This window comes from Rhizobium sp. Leaf321 (genome assembly GCF_001423215.1).
GTDB lineage: Bacteria > Pseudomonadota > Alphaproteobacteria > Rhizobiales > Rhizobiaceae > Neorhizobium > Neorhizobium soli.
The window spans coordinates 269,144-291,185 of sequence record NZ_LMOF01000006.1 but is presented as its reverse complement, the minus strand read 5'-3'; the positions used below and the strand labels follow the sequence as shown (position 1 = coordinate 291,185).

Genomic DNA, 22,042 nt, shown 5'->3' with positions numbered 1-22,042 from the left:
GATCAGGACTCCGGCGGTGGTGGTACAGCAGACTTTGGCTTCCGCTTGATGTTTCGCCTGATCATGCCGAGATCGGCACCGCCGATCGCAAACGCGCAGGCGAAATAGACGACCATTGCAATCCCCAGAAGGCAGGCCAGAGCCAGAACCTGGGTCAGAAGATGCGAGCCGGGCTGCAGCCACGGGCTGGCATAGGGCAGCGCATAGAAGAGCGCCGCCGCCATCACCCCTGTCGCGACAAGCAGCAAGGCGGTACGCCGGGCAAGCGCCCATTCCCAGACGAGATCACCCCGCCAGACCAGCGTCGAGAATAGCAAGACCGTGTTGATCCATCCGGCCGCGGCCTCTGCCGTCGCGATGCCGCGTTCGGCAATCATCGGAAACAGCGTGATGGCGAGGCCGGAGTTGATGACGACCGACACCATCGTGAAGCGCATCGGCGTTTTGGTATCCTCGCGGGCATAAAAGCCCGGCTGCAGCGCCTTGATCAGAACGAAACCCGGAAGACCGATGCCATAGATGGCAAGGATCGAGCCGACGACGGCGGTGTTTTCCGCTGAAAACGCACCGCGCTCGTAAAGCACGCGGATGATCGCATCCGACAGCATCCACAGACCCGCTGCCGCAGGAAGCGTCAGGAACAGCACGAATTCGATCGATCGGTTCTGGATATTGCCCGCTTCCTTGACGTGGCCGCCCTTCAGCGCCCGCGACAATTCGGGCAGCAGCACCACGCCGACGGCAACGCCGACGACACCGAGCGGCAGCTGATAGATGCGGTCGGCATATTGCAGGGCAGCGATTGCGCCTTCCTTGCCCGACGCAATCGCCTGGCCGATGATCTGGTTGATCTGGGTAATGCCGCCGGTGATCGCGGCAGGGACGGCCAGCCAGAGCAGGCGCTTGACGTTGGGCGTCATCTTCGGCCGGCGAAAGCCGATATTGATGCCCGCATGGCGCACGCCCAGATAGACGACGCCAAGCTGCAACACGCCCGCAACCAGCACGCTCCAAGACAGGTACCAGGCGATTTCGCGCGGATCGGCGCCGACCCAGAGGCCGTAGAAAAGCGCTGCGATCATCACGACGTTCAAGAACACCGGCGCGATGGCGGCGGCAAAGAAATGATGCAGCGAGTTGAGCATGCCGCTCATCATCGCCGTCAGCGACATGCACATGAGATAAGGGAACATGACGATGGCCATGCGCACCGTCAGCGCCGTCTTTTCCGCGTCATCGGCAAAGCCCGGGGCAATGACCCACCGCACCAGCCAGGGCATGGCCAGCTGCATTGCGATGGTGATGATCAGCAGCGCAGAAAACAGGACGCCGAAGACCTCTTCGGAAAACCGCTTGGCACCATCGACGCCGTTCGCCTCGATTTCCTTGGAAAACAGTGGAACGAAAGCGGCGTTGAAGGCGCCTTCGGCAAACAGACGGCGAAACAGGTTGGGAAACCGGAAGGCGGCGTAAAACACGTCTGCCATCGGCCCCGTGCCAAGGGCCGCCGCCATGAAGGTTTCACGGGCGAAACCGAAAATGCGGCTGCCGAGCGTTGCGCCGCCGACGGTTGCGAATTTTCTGGCGAGGCTCATCGGGCTTGGCTCATCGTCTTGCGCTCATGCTTGGGGAAGCTGGGATTGTTCATGTTCTACCTGTGCATTGGCGTGCGTCATCCGTCCGGCGCCCTGCCCCACTGTTTCTGTGGCGCAAAAGAGCGGACCGAACGAAGCACCCGTTCAGCAGGGATAGCACCGGTGTCGTGTTTCAGACACCGGCTTTCGACTTCCGCGGCAAGACATTCGCTCCGTCGGCAGCCGCCGGCTGGGGCGCGACGATCCCATCCGGCATGGCTTCCTGAAGCTCGTCTTCCTGTTCGGCCATGACCGCCTTCAGCCGGGCGATGATATTGCCCTGGCGGTTTTCGTTGGTGACCTTATGGCCGACGAGATCGGTGACGTAGAACGTATCGATCACCTTTTCGCCAAACGTGGTGATGCGCGCCGACTGGATATCCAGCGAAAGATCGGCAAGTGCCGCGGTGATTTCCGCAAGCAAACCGGTGCGATCGAGGCATTCCACTTCGACCACGGTGAACTTGTTGGAAAGCCCGTTGGAGACGATCGCCGACGGCGGGATATCGAAGGCCTTGTTCTTGTTCTTCTTGGCTTTCGCGCGGCTGGCGATGACTTCCGGCAGGCGTTTCTTGCCGGCGAGCACATCCTCGATCATCCGTCCGATCGTGCCGCCACGGCGCATCTCGTCGTCATCGACCGCAAATTCCCGGTTGATGTGGATCGTATCCAGCGCGCGGCCATCGGAGGTGGTGAAGATCTGCGCATCGGCGATGTTGGCACCGGCGGCGGCACAGGCGCCTGCTATAATCGACAAAAGACGCGGATGGTCGGGCGCCAGAACCGTGATTTCGGTGATCGCCCGGAAACTGTCGGTGCGTACCATGGTGGCGAGCGGCTTGCCGGCCTTGTCGGTTTCGCGGATGAAGCTCGCGTGGCGCACCTGGTCCTCGACGGGTACGGAGAGGAGATACGGCTGGTAATGCAGCTTCACCAGCGCCTCGCGGTCCTGCTCGCTCCAGTCGGACAGGGCGTTGGCGAGATCTTCCTCCGCCACCTTTGCCCGTTCCTTGCCAGATGCTTCGGAGAAGCCGCCGGAGAGCCGGAGCTCCGTCTCATAGTACAGGGTGCGCAGCAGCTGACCCTTCCAGCCGTTCCAGACACCCGGGCCGACGGCGCGGATATCGCAGATGGTCAAGACCAGCAGCAGCTTCAACCGATCCAGCGACCGGACTTTTTCGGCAAAGTCGGCGATGGTCTTGCGGTCATGCAGATCGCGGGTCTGCGCCGTCATCGACATGATCAGGTGTTGTTCCACCAGCCAGACGACGAGTTCGGTCTGCTTGGCGTTGAGACCGAGACGCGGGCAGAGTTTGCGCGCGATCCGGGCGCCGGCGATCGAATGATCCTCCTGGCGGCCCTTGGCGATGTCATGGATCAGAACTGCGACGTAGAGCGCCGCGCGCTCTTCGATCGTCGGCATCAGCTTGTTGGCGAGCGGATGCATGTCCGCCGCGCGGCCGTGATCGATCTCCGACAGCGCATCGACCGAGCGGATCAGATGCTCGTCGACCGTGTAGTGGTGATACATGTTGAACTGCATCATCGCCACGACCTTGCCGAATTCGGGAATGAAGCGGCCAAGCACGCCGGCCTCGTTCATTCGCCGCAGCATCAGGCCGGGATCCCGCCTGGAGGTGAGGATGGAGAGAAAGAGGCGGTTCGCCTCGTCGTCTTCGCGCAGGGCACTGTCGATAAGCGAAAGCGATCGGGTGATGCTTTTCAGCGCGTCGGGATGCAGTTCCAGCCCGGTCAGGTCCGCCACGTGGAAAAAGCGGATCAGGCTGACCGGATCGCGCTTGAAGACGCCCGGATCGGCGAGCGTGATGCGACCGCGGTCCTCCACGAATTCGACGGAGCCGGCAATCTTGTGCAGCCGCTTGGTGAAGCGCGAGATGACGCGCTGGGTGAGGCCGGGTGCGGCCTTCGCCTGCTGGTCCTCCAGCGCTGCGCAGAGAATGCGGGTGAGGTCGCCGACGTTCTTCGCGACCAGGAAATAATGCTTCATGAAGCGTTCGACGGAGGAGAGGCCAGGCCGCGCATTGTAGCCGAGGCTTGCCGCGATATCGCGCTGAATGTCGAACGACAGACGTTCCTCCGCCTTGCCCGTCAGAAAATGCATCTGGCAGCGCACCGCCCAGAGAAAGTCGTCGGCCTTTTCGAAGGACCGTGCCTCCTCGCGCGAGAGGACGCCGAGCTTGACGAGTTCGGTCGTTTCGCGGACGCGGTAGTAATATTTGGCGATCCAGAACAGCGTGTGCAGGTCGCGCAGGCCGCCCTTGCCCTCCTTGACGTTGGGCTCGACCAGATAACGTGTGTCGCCCGCCTTCTTGTGGCGCTGGTCGCGCTCGGCAAGTTTGGCGGCGACGAATTCCGGACCGGTGCCGGCAACGACTTCCAGATCGAAGCGCGACATCAGCTGATTGACCAGCGCGCCGCTGCCGCAGATCGGGCGGCATTCGAGAATGGCGGTGCGGATCGTCATGTCGGTTTTCGACAGGCGAATGCATTCCTCCACCGTGCGGGTGGCATGGCCGACCTTGAAGCCCATGTCCCACAGGAGATAGAGCAGGAATTCCACCGCCTTGCGCATGGCATCGGAATTCTTTTCGGGCAGCAGGAAAAGAAGATCGATATCGGACCCTGGCGCGAGCGTGCCGCGGCCGTAACCGCCGGTGGCGGCAACGGCGATCTCGCGGCCTTCCGGATAGAGGCTCTCGGTGATGGTTTCATTGAGGACGCAGATCAGCTGGTCCTGGATCCAGGATATGCGGCGGGCGCAGCGAAGACCGCTGCCATCCTGGCTCAGCAGTTCGCGTGCCTTTTCGCGACCGTCGACACTGGCCTGCCGCAGGATCGGCAGGAGAGCTGCCCGCGATTCCAGCAGCGGCCGATCCTTGGTTCCGAGCGCCTCGCGGCATTCCGTCTGCAGGCCGGCGACGTCCATCAGTTCGGAAAAATCGATATCGTGACGATGATCTTGTCTTGTTGCTTGCTTGGCCATGTCTTCCTGCCGGTGCCCGCCCTCTCCATTCCCGATGGAGACGACGACGGATTTCGGGCACCTCCCCTAAAGCGTTCCCAGGTCCCTGCGGCCCTGCCCCATACGCTTTAGCTCATTTTTGTTGCGCAGCCGTTACCGCAGAGCGCTCCGCATGTGAGCAGCGTGCTTACCACGGTTACGGCTTGACGGCGCCAAGTTGTTTGTTCGCGACCGGAACGTCAAGCCCGATATTGCCCGGGTCTGCGATAGACTTCGATCCGCTGCGCCACTGACGCGGGCTCATGCCGGTGATGCGGCGAAACTCGCGGTTGAAGTTCGACTTGGTCGAAAACCCGACATCGAACATGATGACCGTCGCCGGCCGGTTGGTTTCGCGAAGCTGCAGACATGCTTCCGCGATCCGGCGTCTGTTGACGAACTGCGAGATATTGAGGCCGGTTGCGCGGTTGATGGCAACTGACAGATCCCGCGCAGGCACGCCCGCTTTGCGGGCCAGTTTTGCAAGACTGAGGTTTTCGTCGCGGTAGAGACCGTCCCGATCCAAAGCCTCTGTCGCGCGCGCGACGAGACCCTCATCCTGTGGATTGGCCTCATTTGCCTTCCCGTTCGGCAGCGGGCCTTCTCCTGCTTCCGGCGCAAGATAGTAGATGCCGGTCACCACGAGAACGACGATGTTGATCGCCGTCAGGACAAGCGGAATGTCGTCCCTCCCGTTGAACGTTGTGTAGATCGAGAGGGCAGCATCGCTGACTGCGAAAAACAGCATCAGCGCGGCCGTCATTCTTGCGGCCCGCAGGGCGGGACGCATTCGCTGAAGGCTGGCTTCGACCATGAGATCGGAACCTTCCGAACGGGTCAGCCGCCAGAGGGCGACGCCGTAAAAGAGAAAGATCACCAGCAGGAGCGGATCGACCAGGATCGGTGCGAAGACGACCGAAGTGCCGACGCAAAACGGTGCGGCGAGGTGGCGCCAGGGTGCAGATCGCCCGCCGCCGGAAAGCGACTGGAAGGCGAGAAATGCGAGCGGCGGCATGACGGAGGCGGTGACCGGCTGAACCGGTGCGAGTGCCGTTATGCCGTAGCCGAAATGAAGGCCGACGACCAAGCCTTGGGCCGCATAGAGAACGACAAATGCGACGAAGTAGCGACGGCTTCCCGGCACGTCGACGCCTTTGAGGCTGTGATAGAGCGCAAGGGCAAAGACGATACCGACCAGAAACGGCAAAGGGATAGAGAGCACTGCAGTGACCCCGGCGGTAAATGGCCTGAAACATGTTTGAGGTCCGACCATATCACGATCGAGGTCGAAAGGCAGGCAGATACAGGCGCAAGGATGGTGCCGTTCACAACCCCGATGGAGATTTCCATGGCCCTGCCCCTACCCCGCCTTCGCCTTGCAACCCTTGCCCTGATCGGTTTCGGGTATTCCGCAACCGCCTTGCCGGCCTTCGCCTTCGAGGCGGGAACCCAGTGGATCCAGATCAATCCTTCGCATCGAACCCAACCCGAGAGGGTGCTGATCACCTATCCGGCAAAGGCCGACGGCGATCCCTATACGCTGGGTGCCGATGCTCTGTGGGTCGGCGTGCCTGCTCGCCGTAATGCCACGCCGGTGCAGGAGAAGTTTCCGCTGGTCATTTTGAGCCATGGCTCGGGCGGCAATGCAGCGGGGCTGGGCTGGCTTTCGACAGAACTCGCGCGCAACGGCTTCATCGTTGCGGCACCCAATCATATCCACTCGACCTCAGGCGATTCCATTCCGGTGGAAAGCTTCAAGATCTGGGAGCGGGCACAGGATGTTTCGGCCCTGATCGATACACTGACGACGAGCGCCACCTGGAGCGCGCTTGTCGACAAGGATCGGATCGGCGGCATCGGTTTTTCGCTTGGGGGCACCACGATGATGCTGACCGCCGGTGCCCGCGCGTCGCTTCAGACCTTTGTCACCCATTGCGCGGAGGCAGGCGGCAAGGATGCGGGCTGCAACTGGTTTCAGAAGGGCGGGGTGGATTTTTCCCAAGTCGATCGGGAGGCATTCGAAGGTGGTTATGGCGACAAGCGCGTTTCAGCGGTGATTGCGGTCGATCCGGGTTTTGCCATGGCTTACCAGAACGAAAGTCTTGCCGGCATCGATAGACCAATGCTTTTCATCAACCTCGGCGAAGGCGACGGCATCATGTCCGGCACCAACGCCCAGTCGCTGGCGGTCGATATTCCGGAGGCCAACTACGCGCTAGTTCCCGGCGCAAACCATTTCTCGTTCCTCAGCATCTGCAACGCGAATGGAGCAGAATTGCTGAAGCAGTATGAGGATGATCCGGTTTGCGATGAGGTGAGCGACATCCCACGCGAAAAGCTGCATCAGCAGATCTTCTTCAATATTGCCGTCTTTCTTCGCAGAACGCTGCTGGAACGCTGAGCGCTCAGCCAGCCGCAGGGAGGAGGCCTTTAGACAGGGCCTCCTTCACCGCGAGTTCCGCCATGGCGAGCGTTGCTTCGCGGGTTCTGGCGGCGGCGATAAAGCGGCCGTTGTGGCAGAACGTGGCGCCTTCGACGCCGGATGCGGCTTCCAGATCTGCATTGGTGAGGCCGGCCCATGCGGCGGGGAGATCGGCGCGCAGTTCGAAACCGTCATCGGCGCGGCGGATGCCGGTGACGCACCAGTCCTTGTCGCGCGGGTGGACGACGAAGAGAAGCTGATCGGCGCCGGCCTTCAGGATGGCGGGGCGGAACGGCATGCCCATCGGCAATTCGAGAATGCGCCCCTCGCCGGCCTTGGCAATGGCGTCCAGAACCAGCGTCTCTGCCCGCAGCTTTGCGGCGCGCTGGGAAATGCCGGCTTCGACAAAGGCGCGGGCGATGACGAGCGCTGCATGGAAGGCACGGTCATCGGCGCCTTCGTCCTTTTCGTCGAAGGCGGGCTTCAACGTTTCAAGAAGCGACGGCAGTGTCAGGCCGGCCATCGGACCTGCGACCGAGGGGCTGAGCGCGCCATTGTCCATCAGGTCGATGGGCAGTACGAACTTGGTATCGAAGGCTGCGTGCACGGCCTCGACATGGGCTTCCGGTACGCCGAAGGCGAGCAGGTAATCGCGGCCGTAGTGCTTCCAGATCAGGCCGAAGGAACTGAACGGCGCGCCGTCATCTCGCAAGGGCGCACCGCGCTGGTGATGATCGAAAATCTGCGCCTGCGCGTCGAAGGAGCCGCCGACGTCGTAGATGATGCGGTCGCCACCCGGCGTGATCCATTCGGGAGCCCGGCTGCGGACGATGCGTGCATCGGGGAACAGCCGCGTCAGGATGACACTGGACAGGAGTTCGTCGGCATGGAAGCCACCGGAATGGGTGACGAGATAATCTGGAGTCATGCCGCGATCAGCCTTTTCTTTCAATGGAAAGAATCAGATAGCCGGAGCGGAGGGCCTTCTCAAGCGCTGAGGTGTGGTTTCGGGAGAATGCGTCAGGAAATTGCAGTAATTTCGAGTTCATGACCGTTTACGGTCACGACATCGCCGACCGACTTGCCCAGAAGCGCACTTGCAACGGGAGAAACGTAGGAGATCGAACCTTCCTTCGGATCGGCCTCATCCTCGCCGACGATGCGATAAGCCTGCTCGCGGCCGTCGTCACGGCTGAAGCGCACCGTGTTGCCGAAGGCGACGACTTCAGTCGAAACCGGTGCAGGCACTAGCTGAGCGCTGTGCAGCCTCTCGGCGAAGTAGCGGAGGTCGCGCGCGGGACCTGCGGCCTGGCGGCGGCGCTCGTTGACGTCCTCAACCGTGTTGGCCGCGTCAAAAGCCCTTTTTGCGGTACGAAGCTGCGCCTCGAGCGCCTTCAGGCCGGCCTCGGTGACGAGGTTGGGATGCGACGAGACGGGCCTGTCCGGCAGCTGGGTTTCCGCTGCGGTTTCGGCACTTTCTTCCTTCACGAAGGCGACGCTCACGTGCGTGTTCCTTTCAACTGAGATGCGGCCTTACTTGGCCGCAAGTTGCTTCTTCAACGCATATAGGGCGTCGAGCGCATCGCGCGGGCTCATTTCGTCCGGATTGATGGCTTTCAGCGCTTCCTCGACCTTTGACGGACCGCGCTTCATCTCATCTTTTCTCACCGCCACCTGGAACAGCGGCAGATCGTCGATGAGCTGGCTTGCGGGGTTCTTGCGATCGCTGTCCTCAAGCTTGGTCAGCACATCTCGGGCACGGGCGACAACGCTGTCGGGCAGGCCGGCAAGCCGTGCGACCTGGATACCGTAGGAGCGATCGGCAGCACCGGGTCCGACTTCATGCAGGAAGATCACCTCGCCATCCCATTCCTTGACCTTCATCGTGGCATTGGAAAGGCGGTTGAGCTTTTCCGAGAGCACGGTGAGTTCGTGGAAATGGGTGGCGAACAGCCCACGGCAGCGGTTGCTTTCGTGCAGGTGCTCGACTGCGGCCCAGGCAATCGACAGGCCGTCGAAGGTTGCCGTGCCGCGGCCGATCTCATCAAGGATGACCAGCGAACGGTCCGTCGCCTGGTTGAGGATCGCTGCCGTCTCGACCATTTCGACCATGAAGGTGGAACGGCCGCGGGCAAGATCGTCGGAGGCTCCGACGCGGGAAAACAGGCGGTCGACAATGCCGATATGGGCGGACGCGGCAGGAACGAAGGACCCCATCTGGGCGAGGATGGCAATCAGCGCGTTCTGGCGCAGAAACGTCGATTTACCGCCCATGTTGGGACCGGTGAGGAGCCACAGGGCGCCGAACTCGTCGGTTCCGGCAGGTGAAAGATCGCATTCGTTGGCGATGAACGGTCCTGACGACTGACGGCGCAGGGCCTGCTCGACCACCGGATGGCGACCGCCTTCGATCGCGAACATGCGGGACGCATCGACCGCCGGGCGGCGGTAGTCCCACTCCTCGGCGAGCATCGCAAGTCCGGCTGCGACATCCACGATGGCAAGCGCGCGGGCGCCGGCCTTGATGGCCTCGGCTTCGCCAATCACCGCCTCGACCATGAGACGGAAGGCTTCGAGCTCGATCGTCAGCGCCTGGTCGGCGGCGTTGGCGATGCGGCTTTCGAGATCGGCCAGTTCGGTCGTGGTGAAGCGCATCGCATTCGCCATGGTCTGGCGATGGATGAAGCGCGCCTTGGCTTCCGGCGTATCGGTCATCGGGCCGGCATTGCCAGCGGTCACCTCGATGAAATAGCCGAGCACGTTGTTGTGCTTGATCTTGAGCGACTTGATACCGGTCTCTTCGGCATATTGCAGCTGCAGCCCGGCGATGACCTTGCGCGACTGATCGCGCAGTGCGCGTACCTCGTCCAGTTCGGCACGTGCACCATCCGCAAGAAAGCCGCCATCGCGCTTGAGAAGCGGAAGGTCTTCCGCAAGTGTGGTGCCAAGCAGGGTTTCGAGTTCCCCCGGCAGCATCTTCAGATCATCGAGCGCTTCCGACAGTTCCTGCGGCAGCATGGCACCACTGAGGAAGCTTGCAACGCCACGCGCTGCTTCAAGGCCAGCAAGGATCGCGCCGAGATCACGCGGGCCGCCGCGATCGAGCGCCAGACGTGACAAAGCGCGCGGCATATCCGGCACGTGTTTCAGCGAGGAGCGCAGATCCGAACACAGGCCCGGCTCGTCCCCGAGGAAGGAGACGGAATCGAGCCTTCGGTTGATGCGGTCCGGATCCGTCAGCGGCGACATCAGCCGTTCGGCCAGAAGCCTTGCACCGCCGCCGGTGACGGTTCGGTCGATCGCTTTCAGGAGCGTGCCTTCGCGCTCGCCTGACAAGGTTTTCGTCAGTTCCAGATTGCCGCGGGTGGCTGGATCGATGAACAGCGTCGAGGCGCCGCTTTCGCGCTCCGGCCGGCCGAGCGGCGGGCGCTCCGCCATCTGGGTCTTTTCCACATAGGCGATGGCAGCTGCGGCCGCTGCCATTTCAGCGCGGGAAAACGTGCCGAAGCCATCTAGCGTGCCGACGCCGAAATAGCGCGCGATGCGGCCTTCCGAGGTGGCGCTGTCGAACAGGACCGAAGGCTGCGGCACAGCGACGCGGCCAAGCACGTCGAAGACCGGCTTCAGTTCCGCATCGTGAAACATCGTATCCGGCATGATCAGTTCGCGCGGCTCGATCCGCAGGATGTCGGCCAGCAGGCGCGACGGCTCGGTTTCCGCCAGCCGGAAGACGCCGGTGGAGATATCGATCCAGGCAAGCGCCATCAGCGGTTCGGCAGCGCCCTTGATGCGGGCAAGCGTCATCAGGTAGTTGGATTCCGAGGCGACGAGCAGCTTTTCCTCGGTGATTGTGCCGGGCGTGACGAGCCGCACGACATCGCGTTTGACCACCGATTTGGAGCCGCGCTTCTTCGCTTCCGCCGGATCTTCCACCTGTTCGCAGACGGCGACGCGGAAGCCGAGCATGATCAGCCGCTGCAGATAGTCATCCGCTGCATGAACAGGCACGCCGCACATCGGAATGTCCTGCCCCATATGCTGGCCTCGCCTCGTCAGCGTAATGCCGAGCGCGCGCGAGGCATCGATCGCATCCTCGAAGAACAGCTCGTAAAAATCGCCCATCCGATAGAACAGCAGCGATCCGGGATTGTTGGCCTTGATCTCGATGAACTGTTCCATCATCGGCGTTGCCGACGCGCGGCTTTCCTCCGAAGCCAGCTGGTCGGTCGTCAGGGCATCGAGCGTAGGTCTTTGAAAATGGGTCACGGCACCAATGTTTGTTGCGCAGATTTATTGTTGCGTCTGGAAAGAGGCGACACTATCGGTGATGACCCTTGAATTACAACATCCCCCGCGACCTCGAGGGGCGCTGCCCACAAAAAGCTGGAGAGGCCAATGCCCGCAAACGACAAGACGCCGGAAAAGAACACGCGCAACAGAGCGTCGGTGACCGAGCAGGAAGCGCTTGATTTCCACTCGCAGGGCCGTCCCGGCAAGCTCGAGATCACCCCGACAAAGCCGATGGCGACGCAGCGCGACCTCTCGCTGGCCTATTCGCCTGGAGTCGCCGTGCCGGTTCTGGCGATCGCCGCCGACCCTTCCAAGGCCTATGACTACACGACGCGCGGCAACATGGTGGCCGTGATTTCCAACGGCACGGCAATCCTTGGTCTCGGCAATCTCGGTGCACTGGCATCAAAGCCTGTCATGGAAGGCAAGTCTGTCCTGTTCAAGCGGTTTGCCGATGTGGACAGTATCGATCTCGAGGTCGATACGGAAAACGTAGACGAATTCATCAACTGCGTGCGCTATCTCGGCCCGTCCTTCGGCGGCATCAATCTCGAGGATATCAAGGCGCCGGAATGCTTCATCATCGAGAGCCGTCTGCGCGAGCTGATGGATATTCCGGTTTTCCATGACGACCAGCACGGCACGGCGATCATCGCCGCCGCCGGTCTCATCAACGCGCTGGAACTGACCGGCCGCGACCTCAAGACGACGAAGCTGGTTTGCAATGGCGCGGGCGCTGCCGCGATCGCCTGTATCGAACTGATCAAGGCGATGGGGTTCAACCCTGCCAACATCATCCTCTGCGACACCAAGGGCGTGATCTACCAGGGTCGCACCGAGGGTATGAACCAGTGGAAGAGCGCCCACGCCGTCAAGTCCGACAGCCGGACGCTGGAAGAGGCCATGAAGGGTGCCGACGTGGTGTTCGGTCTTTCCCAGAAGGGTGCGTTTACCGAAGCGATGATCCGCTCGATGGCGGACAAGCCGATCATTTTCGCGATGGCCAATCCCGATCCGGAAATCACGCCGGAAGAAGTGGCGCGGATCCGCGACGACGCGATCATGGCGACCGGCCGCTCGGACTATCCGAACCAGGTCAACAACGTGCTGGGCTTTCCCTACATCTTCCGCGGTGCGCTCGATGTGCGAGCCCGGCAGATCAACGATGCGATGAAGATTGCCGCCGCGCAGGCGCTGGCCGATCTTGCCCGCGAGGACGTGCCTGATGACGTGGCTGCCGCCTACCAGGGCAACCGCCCGCGTTTCGGGCCGCAATACATCATTCCCGTGCCGTTCGATCCGCGGCTGATCTCGGCCATTCCCGTCGCCGTTGCCAGAGCTGCAATGGAAAGCGGAGCAGCGCGTCGCGACATCACCGACCTTGACGCCTATGGTCGCGAGCTTTCCGCCCGCCGCGACCCGATCGCTGCAACGACGCAAGGTATCTACGACCGGGTTCGCCGCTTCCCCAAGCGCGTGGTGTTTGCCGAAGCCGAAGAAGAGCAGGTCATGCGGGCCGCGATCTCGTTCTGCAGCCAGGGTCTCGGCACCGCCATCCTGCTCGGCCGCGACGATGTGATCCGCGAGACGGCGGAAAAGGCCGGTATCGACCTCGAACGCCCCGGCATCGAGATCATCAACGCGCGCATTTCCAAGCGCGTCGATACCTATATCGACTTCCTCTACGCCCGCCTGCAGCGCCAAGGCCTGCTTCTGCGTGACGTGCAGCGGCTGATCCACCACGACCGCAACCATTTTGCCGCGACCATGGTGGCCGTGGGCGATGCGGATGCGATGGTAACCGGCACGACGCGCAATTATGCGACCGCTCTTTCCGACGTGCGCCGCTGCATCGACGACAAGCCCGGACACAGGGTGATCGGCGTGTCGATCGTGGTGGCCCGCGGCCGGACGATCTTCGTGGCCGATACCGCCGTGCACGACATGCCGACTGCCGAGCAGATCGCCGACATCGCCGTGGAAGCCGCGCGCGTCGCCAAGCGCATGGGCTACGAGCCCCGCGTGGCGCTGCTTGCCTATTCCACCTTCGGCCAGCCGATCGGCGAACGGTCGGAGCGGGTCCGCGAGGCGGTGAAGATCCTCGACGGGCGCCGGGTGGATTTCGAGTATGACGGCGAGATGGGTGCCGACGTGGCGCTCAATGCCAGCCGCATGGAGCAGTATCCGTTCTGCCGCCTCTCCGGCACGGCCAACGTGCTTGTCATGCCGGCCATTCATTCGGCCTCGATCGCCACCCGCATGCTGCAGGAAATCGGTGCCTCGACGCTGATCGGGCCGCTTCTGGTCGGTTTGGATAAATCGGTGCAGATCACCCAGATGGGCGCCAAGGACTCCGAAATCGTCAACATGGCGGCGATTGCGGCCTATAACGCGGGGTCCTGAGAGACCCCGCGCCGACGCTTTTGTTGAAAGCTTCAGCCGATCGGATTAGGGTGTTTCATCTGGTCCGATCGGAGTTCCCTTCTCATGAAGACCGTCAGCATTCAGGAAGCCGAAGAAAACCTGTCGCAGCTTGTCGATGAAGCCGCGAACGGGGAACCGTTCGTGATCGCCAAGGCGGGCAAGCCGCTGGTGACGGTGGTTTCTGTCGATGAGGCGGACGCACCCGAGGTGACCGGGCCCAGGAAACGGCGGATCGGATTCCTCAAAGGTCAGTTCTTCATTCCGGAAGACATGGATAAGGCGCTAGACAAAGAGATCGAGGATCTGTTCTACGGCGGACGCGATTGAGGCTGTTGCCGGATTCCCATCTTCTGATCTGGCTTGTCGCCGCGTCCGAACGCTTGCCATCCTCGGTGCACGACATGGTGGGTCGCTACTGCGGACCGACCAGGCTCCAAATCTAGAGCGCTCTAGTTCGCGAAGCGGCCGGCGTCGGCGCCGAAGTAGTTGATGTAGCGACCGGAGATCGAGGCGATCGGCAGTACGATCAGGACATCCGTGGTGTTGAAGGCCTGATCGACGACGGCTCCCATTCCGATCATGGCGCCGAGGCGAAGGTAGCCCTTGACCAGCGGTGGCATGGCGGAAAGCGCTTGGCGCGGATTGATCGCCTCGGCCGGCATTAGATCCATGTTGCGATTGAGATCAGGCAATGCGTGGACCATCCACTCGTCCTTCACCAGCGCATTGTGATGGAGGAAGGACAGCGCCAGCGCGTGTTCTTCCGGACGCACGCCGGGGAAAGAGGCGCAGCCGAACATGGCATTGACACCATGCTTCAGCGCATAGGCCCAGTTGCCCTGCCAGAGCAGTTCGACGGTGCGTTTGGTGCGGTATTCGGGCAGCACGCAGGAGCGGCCGAGTTCCATGAACTGCTTGTCGGGATGGCGGGCGAGAAGTGGCGCGATATCGAACTCGGACGTCGAATAAAACCCGCCATTCGCCTCAGCGACGCTCTGGCGCAGAAGCCGGTAGGTTCCGACGATCTGGTCTTCGATTTCACCGTCTATCGCGTTGTCGACGACAAGCAGATGGTCGCAGATCGCATCGTAGCTATCGATATCCCGTCGAAGCCGCATCGCCTCGGGCTCAATCGTGGCGCCCATCTCCTCGACGAAGACGCGGTAGCGCACGGCCTGGGCGGCATCGATTTCGCGCAGGTTGCGGGCAAGCCGCGTTTCCAGCGTGCCGATGCGGCCGAACACATCGCTACCAACGCGGCTATTTGCCGGATCAGCAGCCGGGGCCTGCTTTGTCTCAGAGGTCAATGTGCGGTTCAGGAGTTCGATAGCCATGGTGATTCTTCCCGTACCGGTTGGATCACCCGCGTTTAAACATGCATCTGCAACAAGAGCGTGACAGATATCGTCACAATAGGAAGTGGTGCAAGGCCCGTCAACGCGACTGTCAGGACGTGCTGGAAGCCTGCGCAAAAAGACGCAATTCCTCAATCAGAACAGCCGGATCGAGCGGCTTCTGAAGCACTTTGCAGGCGCCCTGATCGATGACTTTGCGCCGCGCCTCGCCGCGGCTTTCGGCTGTCAGCACCATGACGGGGACCGGCTGCAGCGCGGTTCTGGAGGCGGCAGAGATGAGATCCATGATGTTGCCGCCGGGCATATGCATGTCGCAGAGAACGACATCCGGGCGGTTTTCGCCAAGGGCTTCGATGAGACTTCCGAAATCCTCCACGGAACGAACCGTGTGCCCTGCCTTGCGCAGAACCGCGGCGACCAGAAGCGCACTGACGGGATCGTCTTCTCCGAGAAGAATATCGAGGGCCGGACCGGCTTCCCGCTTGCGATCGACCGAGTTTGAATTTTCAGGAGCCGGCACGTCCATTACCGGGCGGTCGCGGGCGCCAAAACCACGCATGCGGCCACTGAGGACATCGACCAGCGATTTTTCGCGCAGCGGCCGGATCAGCCAGGCATCGAAATATTCCTGAGGTTGCGACGCCCTTTCCTCCGGATTGACCAGTAGAATACGGTGCAGCGGCGCGTGCGACGGTTCCCACGCGTAGTCGGAGGCCAGTCGGTGGTCGACGATGAGATCGGTATAGGGCGAGCCTGTCGCTTTGGCCCGATCGATCAATAGCTGCACCTGGGCGGGATCGGACACATGCCTCCCACGGCCGCCGAGTGTTTCGATGCTGGAAACGGTCGCAAAGGCGGCCGGACCATCTGGCGCGAGCAGAAGCACGCGAGAGCCAAACAGCGAGCGGTTGCGAACGGCAGCACCGGCCGGCGCATCCTCGGCCAGACGCATGGGATAGCGGATAGTGAAAACGCTGCCATTGCCCTTGCGGCTGGAGACCGACAGCGAGCCGCCGAATTCGGCGAGGATGCGAGAGGCGATGCCGAGGCCGAGACCTGTGCCGCCGCTGCGCGTTTCCGCCGATCCTGCCTGTTCGAACGCACCGAAGATCCGGGTCTGCTCTTCCTCGGTCATGCCCGGGCCGGTATCAGCAACAGAAATCGCCACGGTCTCGTTCTCGATGAAGGCTCGAACCAGCACGCCGCCTGTGGTCGTGAACTTGACGGCGTTGCCGATGACGTTGAACAGAACCTGGCGAATGCGGGCAGGATCGAAGTCGAGAAGCTCCGGCACGGCGGCGGATACGGTGGCGGCGATCTCGATCCGTTTGCCATGGGCGCGGGGAGCGAGCATTTCCACGACACCTTCGATCAGCTGGCGCAGATCCGCTGCACGGTTGTTGAGACGGAACCGGCCGGCCTCCATCGTGGAATGATCCAGCAGATCTTCGACCAGTTGAGCCAGGGCGTAGCCGGACTGGCGGATACCGCTCAAGTAATTCTGCTGCTCCGCCGTCAGCTTCGTCTGACCCAAGAGGTGGGTCATCCCAAGGATGCCGTTCAGTGGCGTTCGTAGCTCATGGACGACGTTGGCAATCTGCGGAGAGCCCGAGACGTCGGCAGCAATGGCCTGTGGGCGGCGCCATTTGAGGATTTTCGTGAAGAGTGCGCGAAGAGCGCCTGGATGTCTCTGGACGTTCGCCGCGACCGGCTGCTCCGGCGTGCGGGGCACTCCATTCCATGCGGCGTCGTCAGACCCGTCCTTCGGCGCGAGCGACGTGAAGGCCTGTGAGATACGGTTCTGTATTTCGGCGATGTCGCGCATACGGAAAGATTACCCGAGGTTTCCTTCCGAAGTCTTAGATCAATCCGGTAAAATTATGCCAATCGCTCGATTTCACAATTATCCGTCGAGCAAAATTACTTCTGCTCGTCTACGGATGCCGCCGCTTTGGGACCGAACAGCTCGTCGACAATGACGAGACCTGCACCGACGCTGATAAAACTGTCCGCGAGATTGAACACGGCAAACGACCAGGTGGCGGTGTGAAACAGGATGTAATCCACCACGTGCCCGTAAACGATGCCATCGATCAGATTGCCGATCGCACCGGCGATGATCATCGCATAGCCCAGATGGGCAAAGGGCCGGTCCTTGGGCGTGCGGCGCCAGAGCCACAGCACGAAGGCGACGATGACGAGGCGCATGCCGATGATGAACTCCCTCTCCATGCCGGACAGAAGCGAGAAGGCAACGCCCATATTATAGGTGCGGTAGAGCGCCAGAAACGGAATGACCGGCACCATCTGCTCGAGCGGCAGCGAATTTTCGACGGCGATCTTGATCGCCTGGTCGAGCAGCACGGCGATGATGATGAAGATGACCGCACTGATGGGTCGCGACAGGAGACCAACGCGAGCGGTCATTATTTATCCTCCAGCGTCAGCAGATGGCGGCGGGCTTCAAACAGCATGACGGCCGTCGCGACCGCGAGATTGAGCGAGTCCGCCCTGCCCTGCTGCGGAATTTTGACCGTGCGATCGGCGGCGCGGGCAAGGCTGTCTGGCAGGCCGGACTGCTCGTTGCCCATCAGGAGAACGACCGGTTTGCGGGTATAGTCCGCCGTGCGATAATCGACGGCGCCGGCCAGATGGGTGGCGACGACGCTGACGCCCGCTCCCTTTTGCCAGCTTAAGAATTCTTCCGCAGAGCAGCGGATGACCGGCATTGCGAAAATCGAGCCCATCGTGGCGCGCACTGTTTCCAGCGAGAACGGGTCGGTGCTTTCCCCGACCAGAAGCACGGCGGAGGCGCCGGCGGCATCGGCCGTGCGAATGATCGTGCCGAGATTGCCCGGATCGCGGACGCGGTCGAGCGCGACGAATGTCTGGTCAGCCTGAGGCTTCAGATCGGCAAGCCGTGCCCAGCGCTGCTCGAAAATACCGACCACCATCTGCGGATTGTCGCGGCGCGTGATCGACGACAGGACCTTTTCGCTGACCTCGAGAACGAGGCCGCCATCAGCAACGGTCTTTGCCGCAACCTGTTCGACCAGCGGCTTGGCCTTGGCAGCCTTGGCATAGACGAGCGTGCGGATCGACCAGCCAAGTTCCAGCGCATCGATGACCAGTTTCAGCCCCTCCGCCATGAAGGCACCGGCTTCTTCCCGGTGCTTCTTGTCGGTGAGAAGCTTGATTTCCTTGATGATGGGGTTGGCGAGCGAGGTGACTTCCTTCACCTGCCCGACGCGCCGTGGCCCGTTTCTGTGAAAATTATCGCTCATGCGGGTACCCAACGGCTGAAAAGAGAGGTGGAAAGCGCGCGGCCACGGACTTTGCCGTCAAGGCCCGCTTCCCGGATGACGAGTTCGCCCGATTCCACAACGCCATCTGCGCCGCGCATGGTTTCGCGCATCAGTTCATGGATGGAATAGAAGCTGGCGCGGATCGAATAGGCCGTCAGCACCAACCCGACCGCCTTGGGCGACAGGAGCTGCCGGCAGACATCGAGCATCAGCGGCAAATGGTCGAACAGATGCCAGACCTCGCCATTTGGACCGCGGCCGAATTTCGGCGGATCGGTGAGGATGATGTCGTAGGTGTTGCCGCGGCGTTCCTCGCGCAGGATGAACTTCATCGCGTCTTCGCAGATCCAGCGGATCGGTGCCTTTTCCAGACGCGACAAGGACTGGTTTTCGCGACCCCAGCCGATCGCCTTTTTCGACGCATCGACATGGGTGACTTCGGCACCGGCGGCTGCCGCCACGAGCGAGGCGACGCCGGTATAGCCGAACAGGTTGAGGACTTTCAGGGTGCGCCCGGCCTTGGCGGCCTCCTCGACGCGTTCCTTCATCCACTCCCAATGGACGATCTGTTCCGGGAAGACGCCGACATGGCGAAAGGCGGTAAAGCGGCCGTGGAAATCGATGCCGAGAAGGGCGAGCGGCCAGGTTTCTCCAAGCGTCTGCGCCGGAAAGCGCCAGCGGCCCATGCCGTCTTCATCCGTATCGCCGGTAAAGATCGCGTCGGCATTTTCCCAGATATCGTCGGCAAGCGTCGGCTGCCACAGGGCCTGGGCTTCCGGGCGCACGACGCGGTAATCGCCGTATTGCTCAAGCTTCAGGCCGCGGCCGGTGTCGATCAGGTGGAAATCGCCGGCGCCGGACGATTCCAGAATGATCGGCACGCGTTCGGCTGGCAGATCGCCGCTGCGGGCAAGAAGCGGACGCGTTTCGACGGGCACGTGCGGTTGTGCCTGTGGCCTGTCAGGACGGCGCGACTGGGTGGTTTGGGCTTCGACCCGACCTTCGGAGCGCGCAGCCTGGGGGCCGGTCGACCTGGTACGGGTTGCGGCAACGGCCGGACGGCTGCCCGCTTCGCTGCGGCGCTTGTCCGGGCTTTTGGCAGGCGACTTAGGCGCGCCCTTGGCTGCTGGCTTCTCCGGGCGCTTGCCGGTCGGCCGCCTTTCCTTGTTCTTCACTGCGATCATCCGCTCGGGTTCTTGTCTTTCGCAGCAGATAGCATCTGTGCCGCGTTCTTCAAAGCCGGCAATAGCGTCAGATCTGTTTTCGCTCGCTTCGACGCCTATCTAATCAGCGAAACGGGAGATCGAGATGGATATCGAAGGGCAGGAACGGATCGCGGCGCCGCGGGACATCGTGTGGCGGGCGCTGAACGATGCCGAAACCATCCGCCAGTGCATTCCCGGTTGCGAGCGTCTGGAGTGGACTTCGGACAACGAACTTGCCGCCAGTATCAAGGTTCGCTTTAGCCTGATCTCGCTCGGCCTTGCCGGCACGATCACGCTTTCGAACATTGAGGCGGGAGAAAGCTACACACTCGCCGCCGAGGGTCAGGGAAGCATTGCGGGCTTTGCCAAGGGCGCGGCTGACGTGCGGCTTGAGGAAGACGGGACTGAGACCGTGCTGCATTACATCGCGCGTGCGCAAACCGGAGGACGGATCTCGCAGCTCGGATCCAAGCTCGTGCGGTCGACAACCGAGAAGCTGGCAGCAAAATTCTTTGCGGATTTCAACGCAGCGGTCATCGCCAAGACAGCGGAGGCCAGAACCGAGGGGCTCTGACCGCGGGTCATTATCTGGCTGGAAGCGCGGCGTTGCTGGCCGGGGCGGGAACAATGGCCTGGTTGGCCGGAACGACTGACGGCGACGGCTTGGCCGCGGCAGTGTTCTCCTTTTGCAGTCGGACGGCTTCGCGCGCTTCGATCCGCGCCTGTCGGCGATGTTTGCCCTGGCTCCACCAGGTCACGAACGAGCCGAGCGCCATCCCGAACAGGACGGCCAGGAACAGCAGCAGAAACAGCGGCGCCGTCAGCGACAACAGGCTGTCTTCCGGACGGAAGGGATTGAGCGCGAGCGTGACGCTTTGACGGTTGGCGACGGCCAGCACGATCAAAACGATGCCGAGGGGCACAAAGATCACGAGGCTCACGATCCTCTTGAACTTGGTCATGGTTTTCTCCCGGCAAGTGACAATCAAACGATGGATCGCCGTCATCGCTGCCGGCGTCCAGTGCAGAATAGAGGGCGGCGTCATGCTTTCAAGTGTGACGCCTGCCTTCGAGGCGATCAATCGTCCTCGTCGGCCAAATCCGGGTTGAGGCGCTCGCGCAATTCCTTGCCCGTTTTGAAGAACGGCACCCATTTTTCCTCGACAAAGACGCTTTCGCCTGTGCGCGGATTGCGGCCGGAGCGCGACGGACGGTTCTTTACCGAAAACGCGCCGAAGCCACGCAGCTCGACCCGGTTTCCGCCGGCGAGAGCATCAGTGATCTCGTCGAGGACCGCATTGACGATATTCTCGACGTCACGATGGTAGAGATGCGGATTGCGCGCTGCAACGATCTGCACCAGTTCAGATTTGATCACTTATGCCCCCTGAAAAAAGTTAGGTGCCCCCTGAAAAAATTAGGCTTTCAGTCGCTTCCAACCTGCCAAACGGAAACCAGACCGTCAAGGAACAACTTGTCGGAGCCGAAGATCCGAAGCGCTGCCGGGGAAAGCTGGTCGCCCAGTCCGGTCATGCGGAAAAACTGCGCCACGGCACTGGCGAACCAGAATGAGGACGAGGATTTGCCATCCTTCCATTCCACTTCGGGCAGGCTTTCGGCCACACCTCGGGTCGCAAGATAGGCGCGGACCTCGTCTTCGCCGCCGAGTTCATCGACCAGCTTGACGGCAAGCGCCTGACGGCCCGTGAAGATCGTACCGTCAGCGAGTTTCAGAACTTCGTCGCGTGGCATGTTGCGGCGATCGGCCACGAGATCGACGAACCAAGCGTAGCTGTCCATCACCATGTTGCGGATCATCGTCTTTGCTTCTTCGCTGGCAGGATGGAAGGGCGACGGTTCGGCCTTGAGCGGCGCCGACTTGATCTCCTCCAGCGACACGCCGATCTTTTTCAGGGCTTCATCGACCTGCGGATACTGGAAGATGACGCCGATCGAGCCGGTGATGGAGCTTTCGCCGGCGACGATATGATCGCCAGCAGACGCAATCATGTAGCCTGCGGATGCGGCAAGGGTGCGGACCTGCGAGACAACGGGCTTGGTTTGCGCGATATGGCGGATGGCCTTGAAGATGCGCTCGCCGCCATAGGTCGTTCCGCCCGGAGAATTGATCGAGACGATGAGCGCCTTTGCCTGGCTGCTTTCGGCGATCTTCTCCAATCGCTCCAGCAATTCCCTGTCGTCGAGGATCATGCCTGATATATCGACGCGGGCGACGTGCGCGACCGCGGAGTTGCCACTGGCGCCGACCGTGACCCGATACAGCGCGAAACCGATGCCGACGAGAAACACAAGGGCCGCAACCCGCCAGAAACTCAGTTTCCGACGCAACTGGCGCCGTTCAGCAATCCCCATCTGATCCATTCT

18 protein-coding genes are annotated in these 22,042 nt (G+C 61.8%); 4 read left to right on the top strand and 14 right to left on the bottom strand.

The window, feature by feature from the left end; translation table 11 throughout:
- Positions 1–2 precede the first annotated feature (2 nt).
- The 3 genes from murJ to ASF70_RS07815 form a co-directional block, all read right to left on the bottom strand.
- Positions 3–1,595 carry a murein biosynthesis integral membrane protein MurJ gene (murJ, locus tag ASF70_RS07825; protein ID WP_062578860.1) on the bottom strand — a complete coding sequence of 531 codons (1,593 nt, stop codon included), beginning with the start codon at positions 1,593–1,595 and terminating at the stop codon, positions 3–5.
- Positions 1,596–1,767: 172 nt separating this feature from the next.
- A complete protein-coding gene (locus tag ASF70_RS07820; RefSeq protein WP_062578858.1) occupies positions 1,768–4,638 on the bottom strand; it encodes a [protein-PII] uridylyltransferase in 2,871 nt (956 codons plus the stop codon).
- A 175-nt stretch (positions 4,639–4,813) separates the two neighbouring features.
- On the bottom strand, positions 4,814–5,878 hold the full coding sequence (locus ASF70_RS07815) for an AraC family transcriptional regulator (RefSeq protein WP_162237960.1): 1,065 nt from the start codon (positions 5,876–5,878) through the stop codon (positions 4,814–4,816).
- Between the two features lie 126 nt (positions 5,879–6,004).
- Between ASF70_RS07815 and ASF70_RS07810 the strand changes: the two genes are divergently transcribed.
- Positions 6,005–7,057 carry a dienelactone hydrolase family protein gene (locus ASF70_RS07810; protein WP_162237959.1) on the top strand — a complete coding sequence of 351 codons (1,053 nt, stop codon included), beginning with the start codon at positions 6,005–6,007 and terminating at the stop codon, positions 7,055–7,057.
- 4 nt (positions 7,058–7,061) lie between these two features.
- Here the strand turns inward: ASF70_RS07810 and ASF70_RS07805 are convergent, their stop codons facing one another.
- The 3 genes from ASF70_RS07805 to mutS form a co-directional block, all read right to left on the bottom strand.
- Positions 7,062–8,006, bottom strand: a complete 945-nt coding sequence (locus ASF70_RS07805) for an MYG1 family protein (protein WP_062580123.1) — start codon at positions 8,004–8,006, stop codon at positions 7,062–7,064.
- A 92-nt stretch (positions 8,007–8,098) separates the two neighbouring features.
- Complete coding sequence (gene greA, locus ASF70_RS07800) at positions 8,099–8,581, bottom strand: transcription elongation factor GreA (RefSeq protein ID WP_062578852.1); 483 nt, start codon at positions 8,579–8,581, stop codon at positions 8,099–8,101.
- A 30-nt stretch (positions 8,582–8,611) separates the two neighbouring features.
- Positions 8,612–11,260, bottom strand: coding sequence for a DNA mismatch repair protein MutS (mutS, locus tag ASF70_RS07795; RefSeq protein WP_082471882.1), 2,649 nt, complete (start codon positions 11,258–11,260; stop codon positions 8,612–8,614).
- Between the two features lie 213 nt (positions 11,261–11,473).
- Here mutS and ASF70_RS07790 point away from each other — a divergent pair, with 213 nt between their 5' ends.
- Entirely contained in the window at positions 11,474–13,771 is a 2,298-nt protein-coding gene (locus tag ASF70_RS07790; protein ID WP_062578848.1) for an NADP-dependent malic enzyme, read from the top strand.
- Between the two features lie 84 nt (positions 13,772–13,855).
- Complete coding sequence (locus ASF70_RS07785) at positions 13,856–14,119, top strand: type II toxin-antitoxin system prevent-host-death family antitoxin (RefSeq protein ID WP_062578846.1); 264 nt, start codon at positions 13,856–13,858, stop codon at positions 14,117–14,119.
- Between the two features lie 122 nt (positions 14,120–14,241).
- Here ASF70_RS07785 and ASF70_RS07780 read toward each other — a convergent pair whose 3' ends face one another.
- The 5 genes from ASF70_RS07780 to ASF70_RS07760 all read right to left on the bottom strand — a co-directional run bounded on the left by ASF70_RS07780 (position 14,242) and on the right by ASF70_RS07760 (position 19,636).
- The gene (locus ASF70_RS07780; RefSeq protein WP_062454017.1) at positions 14,242–15,126 is read right to left on the bottom strand and encodes a GNAT family N-acetyltransferase; all 885 of its coding nucleotides are present in this window, start codon (positions 15,124–15,126) and stop codon (positions 14,242–14,244) included.
- 112 nt (positions 15,127–15,238) lie between these two features.
- Entirely contained in the window at positions 15,239–16,972 is a 1,734-nt protein-coding gene (locus tag ASF70_RS07775) for an ATP-binding protein (protein ID WP_062578844.1), read from the bottom strand.
- A 95-nt stretch (positions 16,973–17,067) separates the two neighbouring features.
- On the bottom strand, positions 17,068–17,574 hold the full coding sequence (lspA, locus tag ASF70_RS07770) for a signal peptidase II (protein ID WP_062578843.1): 507 nt from the start codon (positions 17,572–17,574) through the stop codon (positions 17,068–17,070).
- Positions 17,574–18,431, bottom strand: coding sequence for an RNA methyltransferase (locus ASF70_RS07765; protein ID WP_062578840.1), 858 nt, complete (start codon positions 18,429–18,431; stop codon positions 17,574–17,576). Before ASF70_RS07765 ends, lspA begins: the two co-directional genes overlap by 1 nt.
- Positions 18,428–19,636, bottom strand: a complete 1,209-nt coding sequence (locus ASF70_RS07760; RefSeq protein WP_062578838.1) for a class I SAM-dependent methyltransferase — start codon at positions 19,634–19,636, stop codon at positions 18,428–18,430. The genes ASF70_RS07765 and ASF70_RS07760 overlap by 4 nt, the downstream gene beginning before the upstream one ends.
- Positions 19,637–19,760: 124 nt before the next feature.
- Here ASF70_RS07760 and ASF70_RS07755 point away from each other — a divergent pair, with 124 nt between their 5' ends.
- Positions 19,761–20,231 carry a carbon monoxide dehydrogenase subunit G gene (locus ASF70_RS07755; RefSeq protein ID WP_062578836.1) on the top strand — a complete coding sequence of 157 codons (471 nt, stop codon included), beginning with the start codon at positions 19,761–19,763 and terminating at the stop codon, positions 20,229–20,231.
- Positions 20,232–20,241: 10 nt separating this feature from the next.
- On the opposite strand, the gene ASF70_RS07750 is transcribed toward ASF70_RS07755, so the two are convergent.
- The 3 genes from ASF70_RS07750 to sppA all read right to left on the bottom strand — a co-directional run bounded on the left by ASF70_RS07750 (position 20,242) and on the right by sppA (position 22,039).
- Complete coding sequence (locus tag ASF70_RS07750; RefSeq protein WP_062580121.1) at positions 20,242–20,619, bottom strand: lipopolysaccharide assembly protein LapA domain-containing protein; 378 nt, start codon at positions 20,617–20,619, stop codon at positions 20,242–20,244.
- Between the two features lie 116 nt (positions 20,620–20,735).
- Positions 20,736–21,035: an integration host factor subunit beta gene (locus ASF70_RS07745; protein ID WP_062454023.1), complete on the bottom strand. Its 300-nt coding sequence runs from the start codon at positions 21,033–21,035 to the stop codon at positions 20,736–20,738.
- 47 nt (positions 21,036–21,082) lie between these two features.
- Positions 21,083–22,039 carry a signal peptide peptidase SppA gene (gene sppA / locus ASF70_RS07740; RefSeq protein ID WP_062578834.1) on the bottom strand — a complete coding sequence of 319 codons (957 nt, stop codon included), beginning with the start codon at positions 22,037–22,039 and terminating at the stop codon, positions 21,083–21,085.
- Between the last annotated feature and the right edge of the window lie 3 nt (positions 22,040–22,042).